Source organism: Pseudomonas sp. 32_A (assembly GCF_017490905.1).
In the GTDB taxonomy this organism is placed as follows: Bacteria; Pseudomonadota; Gammaproteobacteria; order Pseudomonadales; family Pseudomonadaceae; genus Aquipseudomonas; species Aquipseudomonas inefficax.
Genome location: NZ_JAFGYI010000016.1, coordinates 100,986 through 118,872, shown reverse-complemented (window position 1 = coordinate 118,872; position 17,887 = coordinate 100,986). Strand labels below are relative to the sequence as shown.

The 17,887-nt window shown below is 63.8% G+C and carries 20 protein-coding genes; 8 read left to right on the top strand and 12 right to left on the bottom strand.

Translation table 11 applies throughout. The features are described 5' to 3' along the window. Positions 1 to 19: 19 nt before the first annotated feature. Positions 20 to 1,510, bottom strand: coding sequence for a pitrilysin family protein (locus J5M58_RS12460; RefSeq protein ID WP_112249698.1), 1,491 nt, complete (start codon positions 1,508 to 1,510; stop codon positions 20 to 22). Then, positions 1,503 to 2,858 (bottom strand): pitrilysin family protein, encoded by a 1,356-nt coding sequence (locus tag J5M58_RS12455; RefSeq protein ID WP_112249696.1) that lies wholly within the window; start codon positions 2,856 to 2,858, stop codon positions 1,503 to 1,505. The genes J5M58_RS12460 and J5M58_RS12455 overlap by 8 nt, the downstream gene beginning before the upstream one ends. A 230-nt stretch (positions 2,859 to 3,088) precedes the next feature. Between J5M58_RS12455 and ftsY the strand changes: the two genes are divergently transcribed. The 4 genes from ftsY to rpoH all read left to right on the top strand — a co-directional run bounded on the left by ftsY (position 3,089) and on the right by rpoH (position 7,256). Then, positions 3,089 to 4,597 (top strand): signal recognition particle-docking protein FtsY, encoded by a 1,509-nt coding sequence (gene ftsY / locus J5M58_RS12450; protein WP_112249694.1) that lies wholly within the window; start codon positions 3,089 to 3,091, stop codon positions 4,595 to 4,597. A gap of 2 nt (positions 4,598 to 4,599) precedes the next feature. Continuing rightward, the gene (gene ftsE, locus J5M58_RS12445; protein WP_013974630.1) at positions 4,600 to 5,271 is read left to right on the top strand and encodes a cell division ATP-binding protein FtsE; all 672 of its coding nucleotides are present in this window, start codon (positions 4,600 to 4,602) and stop codon (positions 5,269 to 5,271) included. Then, a complete protein-coding gene (gene ftsX / locus J5M58_RS12440; RefSeq protein WP_013974629.1) occupies positions 5,268 to 6,290 on the top strand; it encodes a permease-like cell division protein FtsX in 1,023 nt (340 codons plus the stop codon). Before ftsE ends, ftsX begins: the two co-directional genes overlap by 4 nt. A gap of 111 nt (positions 6,291 to 6,401) precedes the next feature. Beyond that, positions 6,402 to 7,256, top strand: coding sequence for an RNA polymerase sigma factor RpoH (gene rpoH / locus J5M58_RS12435; RefSeq protein ID WP_003249083.1), 855 nt, complete (start codon positions 6,402 to 6,404; stop codon positions 7,254 to 7,256). A gap of 179 nt (positions 7,257 to 7,435) precedes the next feature. Here the strand turns inward: rpoH and mtgA are convergent, their stop codons facing one another. Beyond that, positions 7,436 to 8,146, bottom strand: a complete 711-nt coding sequence (mtgA, locus tag J5M58_RS12430) for a monofunctional biosynthetic peptidoglycan transglycosylase (RefSeq protein WP_112249692.1) — start codon at positions 8,144 to 8,146, stop codon at positions 7,436 to 7,438. A gap of 64 nt (positions 8,147 to 8,210) precedes the next feature. Between mtgA and J5M58_RS12425 the strand changes: the two genes are divergently transcribed. From J5M58_RS12425 to trmB, 4 genes are all read left to right on the top strand, one after another. Next, complete coding sequence (locus J5M58_RS12425) at positions 8,211 to 8,582, top strand: DUF423 domain-containing protein (RefSeq protein ID WP_112249690.1); 372 nt, start codon at positions 8,211 to 8,213, stop codon at positions 8,580 to 8,582. Positions 8,583 to 8,684: 102 nt separating this feature from the next. Further along, the gene (thiS, locus tag J5M58_RS12420; RefSeq protein WP_003257817.1) at positions 8,685 to 8,885 is read left to right on the top strand and encodes a sulfur carrier protein ThiS; all 201 of its coding nucleotides are present in this window, start codon (positions 8,685 to 8,687) and stop codon (positions 8,883 to 8,885) included. Positions 8,886 to 8,938: 53 nt separating this feature from the next. Beyond that, positions 8,939 to 9,733: a thiazole synthase gene (locus J5M58_RS12415; protein WP_013974625.1), complete on the top strand. Its 795-nt coding sequence runs from the start codon at positions 8,939 to 8,941 to the stop codon at positions 9,731 to 9,733. A 9-nt stretch (positions 9,734 to 9,742) separates the two neighbouring features. Beyond that, a complete protein-coding gene (gene trmB, locus J5M58_RS12410; RefSeq protein WP_013974624.1) occupies positions 9,743 to 10,465 on the top strand; it encodes a tRNA (guanosine(46)-N7)-methyltransferase TrmB in 723 nt (240 codons plus the stop codon). Between the two features lie 799 nt (positions 10,466 to 11,264). On the opposite strand, the gene J5M58_RS12405 is transcribed toward trmB, so the two are convergent. From J5M58_RS12405 to J5M58_RS12365, 9 genes are all read right to left on the bottom strand, one after another. Then, positions 11,265 to 11,591 (bottom strand): DUF3392 domain-containing protein, encoded by a 327-nt coding sequence (locus J5M58_RS12405; RefSeq protein WP_003257821.1) that lies wholly within the window; start codon positions 11,589 to 11,591, stop codon positions 11,265 to 11,267. A gap of 9 nt (positions 11,592 to 11,600) precedes the next feature. Next, positions 11,601 to 12,776: a radical SAM family heme chaperone HemW gene (hemW, locus tag J5M58_RS12400; protein ID WP_112249688.1), complete on the bottom strand. Its 1,176-nt coding sequence runs from the start codon at positions 12,774 to 12,776 to the stop codon at positions 11,601 to 11,603. Further along, entirely contained in the window at positions 12,773 to 13,369 is a 597-nt protein-coding gene (rdgB, locus tag J5M58_RS12395) for an RdgB/HAM1 family non-canonical purine NTP pyrophosphatase (protein WP_046613545.1), read from the bottom strand. Before rdgB ends, hemW begins: the two co-directional genes overlap by 4 nt. After that, entirely contained in the window at positions 13,366 to 13,800 is a 435-nt protein-coding gene (locus J5M58_RS12390; RefSeq protein ID WP_025340971.1) for a DUF4426 domain-containing protein, read from the bottom strand. Before J5M58_RS12390 ends, rdgB begins: the two co-directional genes overlap by 4 nt. Before the next feature lie 22 nt (positions 13,801 to 13,822). Beyond that, entirely contained in the window at positions 13,823 to 14,443 is a 621-nt protein-coding gene (metW, locus tag J5M58_RS12385; RefSeq protein WP_110632944.1) for a methionine biosynthesis protein MetW, read from the bottom strand. A gap of 7 nt (positions 14,444 to 14,450) precedes the next feature. Beyond that, complete coding sequence (locus J5M58_RS12380; RefSeq protein WP_046613543.1) at positions 14,451 to 15,590, bottom strand: homoserine O-acetyltransferase; 1,140 nt, start codon at positions 15,588 to 15,590, stop codon at positions 14,451 to 14,453. Between the two features lie 99 nt (positions 15,591 to 15,689). Further along, positions 15,690 to 16,280 (bottom strand): YggT family protein, encoded by a 591-nt coding sequence (locus J5M58_RS12375; RefSeq protein ID WP_013974619.1) that lies wholly within the window; start codon positions 16,278 to 16,280, stop codon positions 15,690 to 15,692. A 10-nt stretch (positions 16,281 to 16,290) separates the two neighbouring features. Next, on the bottom strand, positions 16,291 to 17,109 hold the full coding sequence (gene proC / locus J5M58_RS12370; RefSeq protein WP_112249686.1) for a pyrroline-5-carboxylate reductase: 819 nt from the start codon (positions 17,107 to 17,109) through the stop codon (positions 16,291 to 16,293). A 38-nt stretch (positions 17,110 to 17,147) separates the two neighbouring features. Then, a complete protein-coding gene (locus J5M58_RS12365; protein ID WP_112249684.1) occupies positions 17,148 to 17,831 on the bottom strand; it encodes a YggS family pyridoxal phosphate-dependent enzyme in 684 nt (227 codons plus the stop codon). Between the last annotated feature and the right edge of the window lie 56 nt (positions 17,832 to 17,887).

The window sequence follows — 17,887 nt, the reverse complement described above, 5'->3', positions numbered from 1 at the left end:
GGTGGGGTGGATCTTGGCATTAATGCTCCGGTACCCCGAGCGGTTGCTCGGAGGGCTTGTCAGTGGGTGCTGGCAGCGCTTTTTGCGGCACTTTCGGGCCAACGGTGACGATCACCAGTTTATCGGCTGACAGGTGTTTGTTCATGGCCGCCTTGACCTGCTCGACGGTGAGGGCCTGGGATTGCTGCATGAAGTCCTCCAGCCAAGTCAGCGGCAGGTTGTAGAAGCCAATGGCGCCCAATTGGCCGACGATACTGGCGTTGCTGGCATTGGACAGCGGGAAGCTGCCGGCCAGTTCGCGCTTGGCATCGTCCAGTTCCTGCTGGGTGGGGCCGGCCTTGAGGTAGTCGGTGAGAATGTCCTGCACCAGCTTGAGCGTGCCTTCGCTGAGCTCGGCACGGGTCTGCAGGTTGATCATGAACGGGCCACGCACCTGCATCGGGCTGAACACCGAGTACACGCCGTAGGTCAGGCCGCGCTTTTCACGTACCTCGCTCATCAGCCGGGTGCCGAACGCACCACCGCCGAGAATCTGGTTGCCCAGTGACAGGGCCGGCCAGTCCGGGTCCTGGCGGTCGATGCCAAGCTCGGCCAGCATCAGGTGGGTCTGCTTGGACGGGAAGTCGATGTGGGTCAGCCCTGCCTTGGCGTCAGTGGGTTGGGCTGGTGCGGCCAGTGCCGGGCCCTTGGGCAGGCCGGCGGACACCTGGGCGGCGATGGCTTCGGCTTCGGCGCGGCTGAGATCGCCGACCAGGGCGATGACCGCATTGCCGCCGGTGTAGGCCTTGGCATGGAAGGCGCGCAGCTGCGCCAGGGTGATGCCGTTGATGCTTTCGGCAGTGCCGTCGCTCGGGTGGGCGTAGGGGTGGTCGCCATAGAGCTTGCCGAACAAGGCCTTGCCGGCGATTTTGCCGGGGTTCTGCTTTTCGTATTCGAAGCCGGCCAGCATCTGGTTCTTGATGCGCTTGAGAGCGTCTTCCGGGAAGGTCGGCTTGCCAGCAACCTCGGTGAACAGCTTGAGCGCCGGTTCGCGCTTGTCCTTGGCGCTGAGGCTGCGCAGCGAGGCCACGGCCATGTCACGGTAGGAACCGTTGCCAAAGTCCGCGCCCAGGCCTTCGAAGCCTTCGGCGATGGCGGTCACGTCCTTGCCGGCTACGCCCTCGTTGAGCATGGCATTGGTCAGCGCCGCCAGGCCCGGGGTGCCGGCGTCCTGGCTGCTGCCGGCGGCGAAGGTGATGCGCAGGTCGAACATCGGCAATTCGCGGGCCTCGACGAACAGCACCCGGGCACCTTCGGCGGTATTCCAGTGCTGTATGTTCAATTGGCGCCGGCTGGGTGCTTTGCCATCCAGCTCGGCTAGCGACTGCAAGGTATTGGCCGGGCGGGCCGCGCTGCTGTCGACCTTGGTGGCGTTGTCGGCCATGGCCGGAGCGGCCAGTACTGTTGCCAGGGCCAGGGCGCGGATACCCGTGGCCAGCAGGGTTGGGCGTGGCGTGCGGCGATCACTCATGAGCGGACTCCTCGGGCAGTACATGGGCAACGCTCAGGCGTTCGCGAGTGAAGTAGGTGCGCGCGGCGTTCTGGATGTCCTGCGGGGTGATGCGCTTGAGCTCGTCCAGCTCACTGTCGATCAGTTTCCAGGACAGGCCGACGGTTTCCAGCTGGCCGATGGTGGTGGCCTGGCTGCTGATGGAGTCGCGGTCGTAGACCAGGCCGGCTATGACCTGGGCGCGTACGCGCTCCAGCTCTTCGGCGCTGGGTGGGGTGGTCTTGAGTTCGTCCAGCAATTGCCAGACGCCTTTTTCGACATCGGCGAGGGTCTTCTGCTTCTGCACGTTCGGCGTGGCCGAGATCAGGAACAGGCTGTCGCCGCGGGTGAAGGCGTTGTAGCTGGACGAGGCACCGGCCACCAACTCCTGGCCACGCTCCAGGCGTGCCGGCATACGGGCGCTGTAGCCGCCGTCGAGCAGTGCCGAGATCAGGCGCAGGGCATGCACCGTACGCGGGTCCTTGGCGGTGGACAGGCCAGGTACGTTGAAACCGTAGATCAGGCTCGGTAACTGGGTGCGCACGTGCAGGGTCAGCTGGCGCTGGCCTGGTTCGGCCAGTTCGAGGGGCAACTTGGCCGGCGGCACGGCACGCTTGGGGATGCTGCCGAAGTACTTCTGCGCCAGGCCCTTGACCTCTTCGGCGGTGACATCGCCGACCACCACCAGGGTGGCATTGTTGGGGGCGTACCAGGATTCGTACCAGTGGCGCAGTTCCTCGACCTTCATGCGCTCCAGGTCGGCCATCCAGCCGATGGTCGGGGTGTGGTAGCCGCTGGCGGGGTAGGCCATGGCGCGGAACAGCTCGAATGCCTTGGCGTTGGGCTGGTCGTCGGTGCGCAGGCGGCGTTCTTCCTTGATCACCTCGATTTCGCGGCTGAACTCGTCGGCAGGCAGGCGCAGGCTGGCCAGGCGGTCGGCCTCCAGCTCCAGGGCAACCGGCAGGCGGTCGCGGGCCAGCACCTGGTAATAGGCGGTGTAGTCGTCGCTGGTGAAGGCGTTTTCTTCGGCGCCGATGTCACGCAGGATGCGCGAGGCCTCGCCGGGGCCGACCTTGGCGCTGCCCTTGAACATCATGTGTTCCAGCGCGTGGGACAGGCCGGTCTGGCCCGGGGTTTCGTAGCTGGAGCCGACCTTGTACCAGATCTGCGAGACCACTACCGGGGCGCGATGGTCCTCGCGCACGACCACTTTCAGGCCGTTGTCGAGGATGAATTCGTGGGTGGGTTGCACATCGGCGGCGAAAGCCGCGAGCGGCAGGCAGAGCGTGCCGAGCAACAGGCCAGCGGCGCGGCGGGCTAGAGCATTCATACGGTGTTTAACCTGTTCGGCGGCCCGCTGGTTTAGCGTCGGCGGGCCAGGAGGTGCTAGGATACTGATCCGGTTGCCTGGCGACCATGCCTGTCGCCGTTCTGGCCTGCAGGACACTAAGACAAAACGTTGCGCATGAACCAGCCGGCTTCAAGATAGTCTGTTCTGCGTAGAGAGAATTCCCGATGCGCCATAGCTGGCCCATCGCTACCCTGAGATAGCCGTCTTCCATGTTTGGTTCCAACGACGACAAAAAAGCGCCGGCCGAGGCTGGCGAAAAGAAAGGCCTGTTCAGCTGGTTTCGCAAGAAGCCGCAGCAACCTGTGGGAGCGGGCGAGCCCGCGAAGGAAGCCCCTGCCGTCGAGCAACCTGTAGCCGCTCCGGTCGAGGAGACTACCGCCGAAGCGCCACAGGCCCCTGCGGCCCCAGAGCTGACCGAACCGCAGCAGGTCGCCGCACCGGTGCAGTCCCCGTTGGTCGAGGCCCCTGTTCCCGAGCCGGTTGCTTCCCAACCGTTGCAGGCCCCTGAACCCGAGCCGGTTGCGTCTCAGCCGCTGGTAGCACCTGCATCGCAGCCGGTCGCGTCCATGCCTTTGCAGGCAGCCCCGGTCGAACCAGCCCCTGTCGAGGCGGCCCCGGTCGTCGAGCCGGCCCTGCCGGTCAGCAGCCTGGTGCTGCCGGTTGCCGAGGAGCCCGTGGCCCTGGTGCCGGATCTGGAGCCGAAAGCGCCACCCGCGATCCCGGAGCGACCAGCACCAGCGCCAGCTGCCCCCGAGGCTGAAGCCCCGATCGCCGCGCCGGCCGAGCAGGCCAAACCCGGCTTCTTCGCCCGCCTCAAGCAGGGCCTGTCGAAGACCAGCGCCAGCATCGGCGAGGGCATGGCCAGCCTGTTCCTGGGCAAGAAGGTCATCGATGACGACCTGCTCGACGAAATCGAAACCCGCCTGCTGACTGCCGACGTTGGTGTGGAAGCCACTTCCACCATCGTTCAGAACCTGACCCAGAAGGTTGCCCGCAAGCAGCTGGCCGACGCCGATGCCCTGTACAAGTCGCTGCAGGAAGAACTGGCTGCGCTGCTGCGCCCGGTCGAGCAGCCGCTTGTGGTACAGGCGCAGAACAAGCCCTACGTGATCCTGGTGGTCGGTGTGAACGGCGCCGGCAAGACCACTACCATCGGCAAACTGGCCAAGAAGCTGCAGCTCGAAGGCAAGAAAGTGATGCTGGCTGCTGGCGACACCTTCCGTGCCGCTGCGGTCGAGCAGCTGCAGGTGTGGGGCGAGCGTAACCAGATCCCGGTGATCGCCCAGCACACCGGCGCCGACTCCGCTTCGGTGATCTTCGATGCCGTACAGGCCGCCAAGGCTCGTGGCGTCGATGTGCTGATCGCCGACACCGCTGGCCGCCTGCACACCAAAGACAACCTGATGGAAGAGCTGAAGAAGGTCCGCCGGGTCATCGGCAAGCTCGATGCCGAAGCGCCGCACGAGGTGCTGCTGGTGCTGGACGCCGGCACCGGCCAGAACGCCATCAGCCAGGCCAAGTACTTCAACCAGAGCGTCGAACTGACCGGCCTGGCCCTGACCAAGCTGGATGGCACTGCCAAGGGCGGGGTGATCTTCGCCCTGGCCAAGCAGTTCAAGCTGCCGATCCGCTTCATCGGTGTCGGTGAAGGCATCGACGACCTGCGTACTTTCGAAGCCGAGCCGTTCGTCAAGGCTCTGTTCGCCGAGCGAGACTGAACATGATCCGATTCGAACAGGTTGCCAAGCGCTATCCCAATGGTCATGTGGGTTTGCATGAGCTGAGTTTCCGGGCGCGCCGGGGCGAATTCCTGTTCGTCACCGGCCACTCGGGCGCGGGCAAGAGCACCTTGCTGCGCCTGCTGCTGGCCATGGAGCGCCCGACCAGCGGCAAGTTGATGCTGGCCGGGCAGGACCTGGGCCAGATCAGCAACTCGCAGATCCCGTTCCTGCGCCGGCAGATCGGCGTGGTGTTCCAGAACCACCAGTTGTTGTTCGACCGCACGGTGTTCAACAACATTGCCTTGCCACTGCAGATTCTCGGCCTGTCCAAGGCCGAGGTCGCCAAGCGCGTGGACTCGGCGCTGGAGCGAGTGTCGCTGGCCGACAAGGGCGAGCTGTTCCCGGCCGACCTGTCCACCGGGCAGCAACAGCGGGTGGGTATCGCCCGCGCCATCGTCCACCAGCCAGCCCTGCTGCTGGCCGACGAACCCACCGGTAACCTCGACCCGCGCCTGGCCGCAGAGATCATGGGGGTATTCGAGGACATCAACCGCCTGGGTACCACGGTATTGATCGCCAGCCACGACCTGGCACTGATTGCGCGCATGCGCCACCGCATGCTGACCTTGCAGCGCGGCCGCTTGATCGGCGATGGGGAGGCCGGGCAATGAGCACTACACGTACGCCGAAAGTTTCCGAGCGGGTTGCGCCGAAACCGGCCGACCCGCAACCGGCGAAGAAAAAGCACGACGACGATGATGGCCCGGATTTCCGCACGCTGCTGCATGCCTGGCTGGAAAGCCACCGCGCCAGTATGGCCGACAGCCTGCGCCGGCTGGGCAAGCAGCCGATCGGCAGCTTCTTCACCTGCCTGGTAATGGCTGTGGCACTGAGCATGCCCATGGGCCTGTCGTTGTTGCTGAAGAACGTCGAGAAGCTTGGCGGCTCGTGGCAGCGCGCCGCGCAGATTTCTCTGTACCTCAAGCTCGATGCAGGCAGCCGTGAAGGCGAGGCGCTGCGCGACGAGATCAAGGGCATGCCCGGCGTGGCCGACGCGCAGTATGTCAGCCGCGAGCAGGCGCTGGAGGAGTTCCAGCAGCAGTCCGGCCTGGGCGAAGCGCTGCGTGAACTGCCTGACAACCCGCTGCCTGGCGTGGTGGTGGTGACCCCTACCGAAGTCGACAAACCGGCCCTGGAAGCCTTGCGTCAGCGCCTGTCGGAGCTGCCGCGGGTGGAAGTGGCGCAACTTGATCTGGTATGGGTCGAGCGCTTGGCGGCCATCCTCAAGCTGGGTGACCGCTTCGTCTTCGGCCTGGCCGTAATGCTGATTTCTGCCCTGCTGTTAGTAATCGGTAACACAATTCGTCTACACATTGAAAACCGCCGTACCGAGATCGAAGTGATCAAGCTGGTCGGTGGCACGGACGCCTACGTACGCCGGCCTTTCCTGTACATGGGTGCCCTGTATGGCCTGGGTGCAGGGGTGATCGCATGGGGCATCCTGGCGTTTGGCCTGAACTGGCTGAACGAGGCGGTGGTAGGGCTTTCCGGGTTGTACGGTAGCGACTTCGCCCTGGGCGGGGTGCCGGCGTCCGATGGTCTGTCGCTCTTGATCGGAGCGGTGCTGTTGGGGTATATCGGTGCATGGATCGCAGTGGCCCGCCACCTGAACGAGCTGGCACCGCGATAGTTTTTACGTGCCAGCATTGACAAGTTCTTCACTATGGAACTTGTACCGTCGTTCCAGGTCAATGTTGGCAGCGCCCACAAGGCGTGAGTTCTGTAAGTCGGAGGTTCTTGAATGACCACATCGTTGCAACCTGCCTATGCCCTGGTACCCGGTGCAAACCTGGAAGCCTACGTGCACACGGTCAACAGCATCCCGCTGCTGACTGTCGAGCAGGAGCGTGATCTGGGCGAGCGTCTCTATTATGAGCAGGATGTCGAGGCCGCTCGTCAAATGGTGATGGCCCACCTGCGTTTCGTCGTACATATCGCTCGTAGCTATGCCGGCTACGGGCTGGCCCAGGCCGACCTGATCCAGGAAGGCAACGTCGGGTTGATGAAAGCCGTCAAGCGCTTCAACCCGGAAATGGGCGTGCGCCTGGTTTCGTTCGCCGTGCACTGGATCAAGGCAGAGATCCACGAGTTCATCCTGCGCAACTGGCGCATCGTCAAGGTGGCCACCACCAAGGCCCAGCGCAAGCTGTTCTTCAACCTGCGCAGCCAGAAGAAGCGTCTGGCCTGGCTGAACAACGACGAAGTGCACCGCGTGGCGGAAAGCCTTGGCGTGGAGCCGCGTGAAGTGCGCGAGATGGAAAGCCGCCTCAGCGGCCAGGACATGGCCTTCGATCCGGCAGCGGAAGCTGACGATGACAGTGCCTTCCAGTCGCCTGCACATTACCTGGAAGACCACCGTTACGACCCGGCGGTGCAGCTGGAGGATGCAGACTGGAGCGACAACTCCACCAGCAACCTGCACGAAGCACTGCAAGGGCTGGACGAGCGTAGCCGCGATATTCTCTACCAGCGCTGGTTGGCGGAAGAGAAGGCCACGTTGCATGAGCTGGCGGACAAGTACAGTGTTTCGGCCGAGCGTATTCGCCAGCTGGAGAAGAATGCGATGAACAAGGTCAAGGCATTGATCGCTGCTTGATCAGGCCTTGGTTGCACAGAAAAGCCGCTGGCCCCTGATCGGGTGAGCGGCTTTTTTATTTGTATTGGATTTTCTGGCCTCTTCGCGGGTAAACCCGCTCCCACAGGTGCTGCACAAGTCTAAGGGGCAGTGCAGTACCTGTGGGAGCGGGTTTACCCGCGAAGAGGCCGGCACAGCATTCAAAGCTTTCGAGACGAGTCGAGCTGCATCAGGTAGCTGGGCCCACCCAACTGGCTCATCTGCCGGCGAATCCAGCCGGCCCGGCTGGCCACGTAGGCACTGGGCCGGCTGGCACTCCACTTGATCGGGCTCGGCAGCACCGCTGCCAGCTGCGCCGCCTGCTGGCGGCTAAGCCGGCTGGCATCGACGCCAAAGTGGTAGCGCGCTGCCGCCTGGGCGCCAAACACACCTTTGCCCCATTCGGCACTGTTCAGGTAGACCTCGAGAATCCGCTCCTTCGACCAGAACAACTCGATCAACGCGGTGAACCAGGCCTCCAGCCCTTTGCGGAACCAGCTGCGCCCGGACCACAGGAACAGGTTCTTGGCCACCTGCTGGGTCAGGGTGCTGGCACCGCGAATGCTGCCGCCACGCTCGTTATAGGCCAGCGCCGCCTGGATGGCCGGGATGTCGAAGCCCCAGTGGTTGGCGAACTTCTGGTCTTCGCCAGCGATAACTGCGACCTTGAGGTCGTCGGAGATGTTTTCCCACGGCTCCCAGTCGCGCTGCAGGTCGATCGGCTCGCCATTCACCCAGGACTGTACCTTGCGCTCGACCATCAGCGCCGTACCGGGTGGTGGCACCCAGCGGAACACCAGCACCAGCACGATGCTGCCGGCAGCGAACCAGAGTAGGGCGCGAGAGAGGCGGCGGAGAAGGGTTGGCAGCATGGCGATGGCTTGGCCGTACGGGTGGAAGGGGCCATTATACAGACCCGATCCAAGGAGTCGTCCCATGCTTCGCAGCTTCCTGATGCTTGCCGCCTTTTTCGGCTTCACCGGTGTCGCCCTGGGCGCTTTCGCCGCCCACGGCCTGAAAAGCCGGCTGACGGCCGACTACCTGGCAATCTTCCAGACCGGTGTGACCTACCAGTTGGTGCATGCCCTGGCGATTTTCGGCGTCGCCGTGCTCTCGGTGCACCTGCCAGGGCGCCTGGTCGGCTGGGCTGGTGGCCTGTTTGCCGTGGGGATAGTGCTGTTCTCCGGTAGCCTGTACCTGCTGACCCTCAGCGGCCTGGGCAAGCTGGGCATCATCACCCCTCTTGGTGGCCTGTGCTTCCTCGCCGGCTGGCTGTGCCTGGGCCTGGCAGCCTGGCGGCTCGGTTGACCGAGTGGTCCACAATCGCGACTAATGGCGTGCGGCGCCCTTGGGTTGCAGGGCGGTTCAGCGCTAGAATGCGGGCCCCAAAGAACAATGGTGGCCGTGCGCATGCGCATTCAACTGAACGGTGAACCTTACGAATTGCCTGCTGGCGAAAGCGTCGCGGCCCTGCTGGCCCGCCTGGAGCTGACCGGGCGCCGCGTCGCGGTGGAACTGAACCTGGATATCGTGCCGCGTAGCCAGCACGACAGCACGCTGTTGAACGACGGCGACCAGGTCGAGGTGGTTCACGCCATCGGTGGCGGCTGATTCCGGCCGGCGATTCACCTGCAAGCCCAGCAACCTTTTCCCGAGGAACAACCATGAGCAACGTTCGTAGCGACAAGCCCTTCACCCTGGCCGGGCGTACTTTCCAGTCGCGCCTGCTGGTCGGTACCGGCAAGTACCGTGACATGGAAGAAACCCGCCTGGCCATCGAAGCCTCGGGTGCCGAGATCGTCACCGTTGCCGTGCGCCGCACCAACATCGGCCAGAACCCGGGCGAGCCGAACCTGCTCGATGTGCTGCCGCCGGACCGCTACACCATCCTGCCGAACACCGCTGGCTGCTACGACGCGGTCGAAGCCGTGCGCACCTGCCGCCTGGCCCGCGAACTGCTGGATGGCCACAACCTGGTCAAGCTGGAAGTGCTGGCCGACCAGAAAACCCTGTTCCCCAATGTGATCGAAACCCTCAAGGCCGCCGAAGTGTTGGTCAAGGATGGTTTCGATGTGATGGTCTACACCAGCGACGATCCGATCATCGCCCGCCAGCTGGCCGAAGCCGGCTGCATCGCGGTCATGCCGCTGGCAGGCCTGATCGGTACCGGCCTGGGTATCTGCAACCCCTACAACCTGCAGATCATCCTGGAAGAGTCCAAGGTACCGGTGCTGGTCGATGCCGGCGTGGGTACCGCGTCCGACGCCACCATCGCCATGGAAATGGGCTGCGAAGCGGTGCTGATGAACTCGGCCATTGCCCACGCCCAGCAGCCAGTGCTGATGGCCGAGGCCATGAAGCACGCCATCGTTGCCGGTCGCATGGCCTACCTGGCCGGCCGTATGCCGAAGAAACTCTACGCCAGCGCCTCTTCGCCGCTGGATGGTCTGATCAAGTAAGAGCCCCTGATGACTGAATCGCACGATACGCCGATCACCCCCGACGGCGAAGCCCGCCCGCACCGCCGCATCAAGAGTTTCGTGATGCGCGCCGGGCGCATGACCGAAGGCCAGCAGCGTGGCCTGGAGCAGGGCGGCCCGCTGTACATCCTGCCGCTGGCCGACAGCCCGGTGGACTACGACCAGGTGTTCGGCCGTTCGGCGCCGCGTACCCTGGAGATCGGCTTCGGCATGGGCCATTCCCTGCTGGAAATGGCTGCTGCCGCGCCTGAGCAGGACTTCATCGGTGTGGAAGTGCACCGCCCGGGTGTCGGTGCGCTGCTCAACGGCGTTTTGACCCAAGGCCTGAAGAACCTGCGGGTCTATGACTGCGATGCCATCGAAGTGCTGAACCGCTGCGTGGCGGACAACAGCCTCGACCGCCTCATGCTGTTCTTCCCCGACCCATGGCACAAGGCGCGCCACCACAAGCGCCGCATCGTCCAGCTGGAGTTCGCCGAACTGGTACGGCGCAAGCTCAAGCCGGGTGGCGTGTTCCACATGGCTACCGACTGGGAGCCGTATGCCGAGTACATGCTGGAAGTGATGAGCGCTGCGCCGGGCTATCGCAACCGTGCTGCAGACGGTACCTACGTGCCACGCCCGGAAGAGCGCCCGATCACCAAGTTCGAACGCCGCGGCGAGCGGCTGGGGCATGGGGTTTGGGATTTGAAGTTCGAGAAGGTGGATTGACCGGCTGATACGGCCTTTTGATATGCCGATGCCTGCAGAAATGCAGGCGAAAAAAAACCGCCTTGAGAAAGGCGGTTTTTTTTGGGAGCGACAGGACTGAGTATCCTTCGCTCTGAGGTTTCACAGAAAACCCTCACACAGTTGGCTGATCATAGGCAGCGTGGCGGGGGAACGTCAATGCTCAGAAATATCCGGCATCACGTGTGTCGGAGCGGTTAACAGTCTTGGGTGAGCATTCCAAGTATCATCGCGCTGCTCCTGTGTGAATGAAATCAGTGATGGGCCGGGTAGGAGAAGAATTCTGCTTTCCGGCCCCTTCGACACGGCCTGAGAACCGTGCCGGTGCACCTCTTCGAAGGGCCATTGACCTGGCCACTTCACAGAAGACTCTCACACAGTTTTCGAAGGCATCGAAGTACCGGTTAGATGCTGGAAGATTGGCCCGCCAACACGGAGGCCAAGGCATATGAAGCGTTTGCTTGATGCGCTGAGCCGCGTTTGGACGTTCATCCGGATCTTGACTGTGCTCAAGACCGTTCGGGACTTCATGCGCGACCACTTCGATGATGCCCGCTAAGGGTTAGTCAGGTGGTAGGGCTGCCCTGGTTCTCCGGGGCAGCTTTTGGAACCTATCTCTGTACTCGCCAGATTACGCGGCCCTTGTAGGAGCGGCCTTGTGTCGCGATGGGCTGCAAAGCGGCCCCAGGATGTCAGCGGTGAGGCAGCAATTGATGGGGCCGCTTTGCAGCCCATCGCGACACAAGGCCGCTCCTACAAGGGTTCAGTGCAGGGCCGTGGCTCAGCCGCGACGATCCGCCACCACCCCGATCAGCACCAGTACTACCAGCAACACTGGCGCCAGCGCGTAGTTGTTGAACTGGCTCAGCCCTTTAACCACCCAAGGCGTTGCATAGATCAGCGCCGCGCCGCTGCCGATCATCACCAGCAAGGCCATGAACGGTACGCGCAGGGCACCCGCCAGGCCGCCCAGGCGCTGTTCCACCCAGCCCTTGATATCGGTGCCGAACAGCACAAGCAGGCAGCCTACCAAGGCCAGTGAAATCTCCGACAGGTTGCTGCGGCTCCAGCGAGAAACCGTCGCGAGCAGATCAAGTACCAGATCCATGGGTCATCCTTAGGTCAAGAAATACTGCAGCAGGTCATTGAGGAACAACTGGCCCCTCGGCGTGGCCACCAGTCGATCCGGTTCGACCTGTAAAAGGCCTTTTTGTTCGGCCGCGCGGCGTGCCTCGCGCAGCTGTGCCAGCGGCAAACCGGTGCGTTGGGTGAACAGTTCTGCTTCCACCCCATCGGTCAGGCGCAGGGCGTTCATCAGGAACTCGAACGGCAGCTCGTCGACTGGCAGCAGCTTTTCGCCGGCCTTGAACGGCTTGGCAAGGTTCAGGTAGTCCTTGGGCAGGCGGGTCTTCCAGGTGCGCAGGATGCGCCCGTCGGCGAAGGTCAGCTTGCCGTGGGCACCAGCGCCAATGCCGATGAAGTCGCCAAAGCGCCAGTAGTTGAGATTGTGCTGTGCGGCGCGCCCGGCCTGGGCATAAGCCGAGACTTCGTACTGGCGGAAGCCGTGTTCGGCCATCAGTGCCTGGCCGGCCTCCTGGATATCCCAGAGGATGTCGTCCTCGGGCAGCTCGGGAGGCTGGTTCCAGAATACCGTGTTCGGCTCCACGGTCAGCTGGTACCACGACAGGTGCGTCGGCCCCAGGTCGATGGCCTGGCGCAGGTCGCCCAGCGCGTCGTCCAGCGACTGGTCGGGAAGGCCGTGCATCAGGTCCATGTTGAAGTTGTTGAAGCCGGCGGCGCGCGCCATGCCGGCGGCGCGGACTGCTTCATCACCGTTGTGGATACGCCCCAGCGCCTGCAGTTTGGCTGGCTGGAAACTCTGCACACCGATGGACAGGCGGTTGATGCCGGTTTGCCGGTAGGCCTTGAACTTGTCCTGCTCGAACGTACCCGGGTTGGCCTCCAGGGTGATTTCGATGTCCGGCGCAAACGGGATGCGTTGCTCCACGCCACGCAGCAATCGGCCAAGGGCGTCGGCACTGAACAGGCTGGGGGTACCGCCGCCGAAGAAGATCGAGCTGATCGGCCGGCCTTGCACTGCGGCCAGCTCCTGGTCGAGGTCGGTCAGCAGGGCGGCGACATAGGCATCTTCCGGCAGCTCAGGCCCGGCAGCGTGGGAGTTGAAGTCGCAGTAAGGACATTTGCGTACACACCACGGGATGTGGATGTACAGCGCCAGCGGCGGCAGGCTGGTAAAGCCCGTCGCGCCGGGGTTGGACAGCGTTTCGATCATGCCAGGCCCAGACGTTGGCGGAGCAGGGCCATGGCGCGGGCGCGGTGGCTGAGCTGGTTCTTGTCCACAGGGGCCAGGTCGGCGCTGGAGCAGTTGCGCTCCGGTACCCAGAACAGCGGGTCGTAGCCAAAGCCGTGTTCGCCACTTGCCTCGAACATGATGCGCCCGTGCCACAGGCCTTCGCACAAAATCGGCAGCGGGTCGTCGGCATGGCGCACCAGTGCCAGAACGCAGACGAACTGCGCACCGCGCTCGGCTTCAGGCACGTCTTTCAGCGCTTCGAGCAGCTTGGCGTTGTTCGCCGCGTCACCCTTGCCATCGGCATAGCGTGCCGAGTAGATGCCCGGCGCGCCGCCGAGGAAGTCCACCGCCAGGCCCGAATCGTCGGCCAGGGCCGGCAGGCCGGAAATGCGTGCGGCGTTGCGCGCCTTGAGGATGGCGTTCTCGACGAACGACAGGCCGGTTTCTTCCGGTTCGACCTGGCTGAACTCGCCGATCGAGCGCAGTTGCACGGACGCGCCGAGCATGGCCTGGAGTTCCTTGAGTTTGCCGGCGTTGTGGCTGGCCAATACGAGTTGCTGGAAATTCATCATTCGCCTGGGAAAACGTCCTGATTGAAGCTGAGGGAGTTGCTGATGCCGCCGGTTTCGATATTCAGGTCGAAGGTGACGGTTTCTGGCTGGTCGATCTTGAACTGGGCGATGTAGTACACCGCACCCTGTTCGGTGATCTGCTTGAACGAGAGCGGGCTGCTGCGCCCGGTCAGGTCCTTGACCGTGCCGCTGACCACCGCCGTGGCGGGCTTGTTGGCCTTGAGCACGGCGATGTTGAGTACGCCCTGGTTCTTGCTGCGTACCAGGCCGGTGGCTGCGGCCACTTCCGGTGTCAGCATGCTGGAAGTGAACGCGCTGTAGTGCACCGTCACGTCGCCAAACACTTCCTTGCGCTCGGGGCGGGCAGCATCGGCAGCCAGTACCGGCAGGGCCAGGCACAGGCTGATCAGGAACAGGGCTAGGCGACGCATGGGGTGATTCCTCCGCTGGGCGTCAGACCGCGAGCTGATGTTCTTGCAGGCCCGGGCTGCTGACGCGGTAGATGCCGATCTCACCTAGAAGATTAGGCCAAAGCCGGCCACCCCACCCGTTGCGGTGCAAGTGGTCGACCGCCAGGCGGTCTAGCACCTTGGCGCGGCGCTCGTGGCACAGCTCTTCGAAGTCGGCGAAGGTGCAGAAGTGGATGTTCGGCGTGTTGTACCAGGTGTACGGCATGAAGTCCGAAACCGGCATGCGGCCTTTGGTCGCCAGGTACCAGCGGCAACGCCAGTGGCCGAAGTTGGGGAAGGTGATGATGCACTGGCGGCCCACGCGCAGCATCTCGTCGAGGATGCGGTCGGGGTACTCCACGGCCTGCAGGGCCTGGGTCATGATCACCACATCGAAACTGTTGCTGGCGAAGTTGCCCAGGCCCTTGTCCAGGTCCTGTTCGATGACGTTGACGCCCTTGGCCACGCAGGCGGCGATGTTGTCGGGGTCGATCTCCAGGCCATAGCCGGTGACCTGCTTGCGGTCGCGCAGCGAGGCCAGCAGTTCGCCACTGCCGCAGCCCAGGTCGAGTACCCGGCTGCCGGCGGGGATCCAGTCGTGGATGATTTCCAGATCGGCTCTCATGCTGTCCTCAGATGGCAATGCGGTTCATGTAGTTCGAGAAACCCTGCATGTAGCGAGGCGTGGGGATCAGGAAGGCATCGTGCCCGTAAGGCGAGTCGATCTCCAGGTAGCAGACGTTCTTGCGCGCAGCCATCAGAGCGTCGACGATCTCGCGCGAACGGGCCGGGGAGAAGCGCCAGTCGGTGGTGAACGACATGATGCAGTAATCCGCCTTGACGTGGGCCAGGGTGGCCGCCAGGTCGCCGCCCTGGGCGGCGGCTGGGTCGAAGTAGTCCAGCGCCTTGGTCATCAGCAGGTAGGTGTTGGCGTCGAAGCGCCCGGAAAACTCCTCGCCCTGGTAGCGCAGGTAGCTCTCGACCTGGAATTCGACGCTGTGGAAGTCGTAGTTGAGCTTGTCGCTCTTCAGCTCGCGGCCGAATTTTTCACCCATCGAGTCGTCCGACAGATAGGTGATGTGGCCGACCATGCGCGCCAGCATGAGGCCGCGCTTGGGGATCACGCCCTGGTCCTGGAACGAACCACCATGGAATTCCGGATCGGTGAGAATGGCCTGGCGTGCCACTTCGTTGAACGCGATGTTCTGTGCCGACAGCTTGGGCGCCGAGGCGATGTCGACGCAATGGCGCACGCGCTCGGGGTAGCTGATGGTCCACTGCAGTGCCTGCATGCCACCCAGGCTGCCACCGACCACTGCGGCCCACTGCTGGATGCCCAGACGCTCGGCCAGGCGCACCTGGCTGTGCACCCAGTCTTCCACGGTCAGCACCGGGAAGTCGGCACCGTAGGGCTTGCCGGTAGCCGGGTTGACGCTGCTGGGGCCGGTGCTGCCGTTGCAGCCGCCCAGGTTGTTCAGGCTGACCACGAAGAAGCGGTTGGTGTCGATCGGCTTGCCAGGGCCGATGCAGCTGTCCCACCAGCCTGGCTTGCGGTCGGTGGCGGCATGGTAGCCAGCGGCATGGTGGTGGCCGGAGAGGGCATGGCAGATCAGCACGGCGTTGCTCGCGCTGGCGTTCAGGGTGCCATAGGTCTCGTAGACCAGCTCGTAACTGGCCAGGGAGCGGCCACAGGCCAGTGCCAGCGGTTCATCGAACCGGGCGGTTTGCGGTACTACCAGACCGACGGAATCTTCGGGAAAGACAGTGGACATCGACCCTGCTCACGCTTGACGGAGGCGTAAGTCTAAAGAGCGCTACCCCCAGCGGCAAGCAGAGGCTTGTCGCTGGAAGCAACCAAGGGCAGGTGGGGCTCAGATCATCCGCCACAGCTCTTGCGGCATGCCGGCGTAGGCGGCCAGCGGTGGCATGACGAACGACTGGATTACCTGGATCGCGAGGAAGGCGAAGATCGGCGAGATGTCCATGCCGCCCAGGTTTGGCACGATGCGGCGGAACGGTGCCAGCACCGGTTCGCTGATCTGGTAGGCCAGCTCGGCCGCCGGGTTGTGGCTGTTGGGAGCAACCCAGGACACGATCACCATGACGATCATCGCCACCCAGAAAATCTTCAGGAACAGCGAGGTGATACCGATGATGGCCCACATCAGCAGATGCAGGATGTCACCGAAGGTGCCGTAGGTGACCATCAGCACGAAAGCCATCAGCAGCGCCTGGATGACCACCGACAACAGCAGTGACGAGGTATCCAGCCCACCGACGCTGGGGATGACCCGGCGAATCGGCTTGAGCAGCGGCTGGGTGGCGCGCACGGCGAACTGGCACAGCGGGTTGTAGAAGTTGGCCTTGACCAGCTGCAGCACGAAGCGCAGCAGGACGATCACCAAGTACAGGCTGACCAGGGTTTGCACCACGAAGATCGCGGCGCCGGACAGTGCATTCATCTAAGGCTCCTTATTTGCCCAGTTGTTCGGCCAGCTCGGCGGAACGTGTAGCCGCAGCCTGCAGCGCCTGTTCGACGATGGCTTCGAAGCCGCTGGCCTGGAACGACTTTATCGCCGCTTCGGTGGTGCCGGCAGGCGAGGTGACACGGCGGCGCAGTTCGGCGGCATCGACATCGCTGGCAACCGCCATGCGTGCGGCGCCCAGGGCTGTCTGCAGGGTCAGCTGGGAGGCGGTTTCACGTGGCAGGCCAAGCTTTTCGCCCGCCGCGGTCATGGCTTCGATCAGCAAGAAGAAATACGCCGGACCGCTGCCGGAGACGGCGGTCACGGCGTCCAGTTGCTGTTCCTGCTCCAGCCACAGGGCGGTGCCCACGGCCGACAGCAATTGCTCGGCCTGCTGGCGTTGTTCGCTGGATACTTGCGCGGTGGCATACAGGCCGCTGACGCCCTGGCGCAACAGTGCCGGGGTGTTGGGCATGCAGCGCACCACCGGGCGAGCGCCGACCCAGCTCTGCAGGCTGGCGCAGGTGATGCCGGCGGCAATGGAAACGATCAGCTGGCCATCCTGCAGGTTCGGTTGCAGGGCCTGGCACACGGCTTTCATGACCTGCGGCTTGACCGCCAGGACGATGACGTCGGCACCATCGATGGCCTGGGCGTTGTTCTCGAAGGTTTCGATGCCGTGCTCGGCCTGGATGCGGCTGCGGGTCTCGGCGCCCGGGTCGCTGGCGCGGATCTGCGAGGCGTCCAGGCCCTGGGCACGCAGACCACCGACCAGGCTGGCGGCCATGTTGCCGGCGCCGATAAAGGCAATACGAGTCTTGCTCATGTCAGGTCCTTGTGGGAAAGAGTGAGTAAAGCATGGAATCAGGGCTGCCCGTAGTCGCGGGCGCCGAACAGGGCGGTACCGATACGCACCCAGGTCGCACCCTGTGCAATGGCAGCTTCCAGGTCGTGGCTCATGCCCATGGACAGGGTGTCCAGGCCAAGGTCAAGGCCTTCCTGCAACTGGCGCAGGGTGGCGAAGGCGGTTTCCTGGGCGGCGCGGTCATCGGTAGGTTCGGGAATGGCCATCAGCCCGCGCAGGCGCAGGTTGGGCAGTGCGGCTACCGCCTTGGCCAGGGCCGGCAGGTCGGCGGGGGCGCAGCCAGACTTGCTGTCTTCGCCGCTGACGTTCACCTGCAGGCAAATGTTCAGTGGCGCCCCGGCTGGGCGCTGCTCCGACAGGCGTTGGGCGATCTTCAGGCGGTCCACGGAATGTACCCAGTCGAAATGCTCGGCGATGGCTTTGGTCTTGTTCGACTGAATGGGGCCGATGAAGTGCCAGATCAAGGGCAGGTCGCTGAGTACCTGCTGCTTTGTCAGCGCTTCCTGTAGGTAGTTTTCCCCGACATCGCACACGCCGGCGGCGTGGATCTCGCGGATGGCGCTGGCTGGCTTGGTCTTGCTCACGGCCAGCAACTGGACGCTGGCCGGATCACGCCCGGCAGCCTGGGCAGCGCTGGCGATACGGGCGGAAATAGCGGAAAGGTTGTCTGCTAGGGTGGACATGGACTGATGCCGGCGGCTGTGGGGTTTGCGGCATTCTACCTACTTGAAGGCCTTTG

Coding starts and splice junctions, on each gene's coding strand:
- J5M58_RS12460 (WP_112249698.1), bottom strand. CDS start 1,510: ATGAGTGATCGCCGCACGCCACGCCCAACCCTGCTGGCCACGGGTATC.
- J5M58_RS12455 (WP_112249696.1), bottom strand. CDS start 2,858: ATGAATGCTCTAGCCCGCCGCGCCGCTGGCCTGTTGCTCGGCACGCTC.
- ftsY (WP_112249694.1), top strand. CDS start 3,089: ATGTTTGGTTCCAACGACGACAAAAAAGCGCCGGCCGAGGCTGGCGAA.
- ftsE (WP_013974630.1), top strand. CDS start 4,600: ATGATCCGATTCGAACAGGTTGCCAAGCGCTATCCCAATGGTCATGTG.
- ftsX (WP_013974629.1), top strand. CDS start 5,268: ATGAGCACTACACGTACGCCGAAAGTTTCCGAGCGGGTTGCGCCGAAA.
- rpoH (WP_003249083.1), top strand. CDS start 6,402: ATGACCACATCGTTGCAACCTGCCTATGCCCTGGTACCCGGTGCAAAC.
- mtgA (WP_112249692.1), bottom strand. CDS start 8,146: ATGCTGCCAACCCTTCTCCGCCGCCTCTCTCGCGCCCTACTCTGGTTC.
- J5M58_RS12425 (WP_112249690.1), top strand. CDS start 8,211: ATGCTTCGCAGCTTCCTGATGCTTGCCGCCTTTTTCGGCTTCACCGGT.
- thiS (WP_003257817.1), top strand. CDS start 8,685: ATGCGCATTCAACTGAACGGTGAACCTTACGAATTGCCTGCTGGCGAA.
- J5M58_RS12415 (WP_013974625.1), top strand. CDS start 8,939: ATGAGCAACGTTCGTAGCGACAAGCCCTTCACCCTGGCCGGGCGTACT.
- trmB (WP_013974624.1), top strand. CDS start 9,743: ATGACTGAATCGCACGATACGCCGATCACCCCCGACGGCGAAGCCCGC.
- J5M58_RS12405 (WP_003257821.1), bottom strand. CDS start 11,591: ATGGATCTGGTACTTGATCTGCTCGCGACGGTTTCTCGCTGGAGCCGC.
- hemW (WP_112249688.1), bottom strand. CDS start 12,776: ATGATCGAAACGCTGTCCAACCCCGGCGCGACGGGCTTTACCAGCCTG.
- rdgB (WP_046613545.1), bottom strand. CDS start 13,369: ATGATGAATTTCCAGCAACTCGTATTGGCCAGCCACAACGCCGGCAAA.
- J5M58_RS12390 (WP_025340971.1), bottom strand. CDS start 13,800: ATGCGTCGCCTAGCCCTGTTCCTGATCAGCCTGTGCCTGGCCCTGCCG.
- metW (WP_110632944.1), bottom strand. CDS start 14,443: ATGAGAGCCGATCTGGAAATCATCCACGACTGGATCCCCGCCGGCAGC.
- J5M58_RS12380 (WP_046613543.1), bottom strand. CDS start 15,590: ATGTCCACTGTCTTTCCCGAAGATTCCGTCGGTCTGGTAGTACCGCAA.
- J5M58_RS12375 (WP_013974619.1), bottom strand. CDS start 16,280: ATGAATGCACTGTCCGGCGCCGCGATCTTCGTGGTGCAAACCCTGGTC.
- proC (WP_112249686.1), bottom strand. CDS start 17,109: ATGAGCAAGACTCGTATTGCCTTTATCGGCGCCGGCAACATGGCCGCC.
- J5M58_RS12365 (WP_112249684.1), bottom strand. CDS start 17,831: ATGTCCACCCTAGCAGACAACCTTTCCGCTATTTCCGCCCGTATCGCC.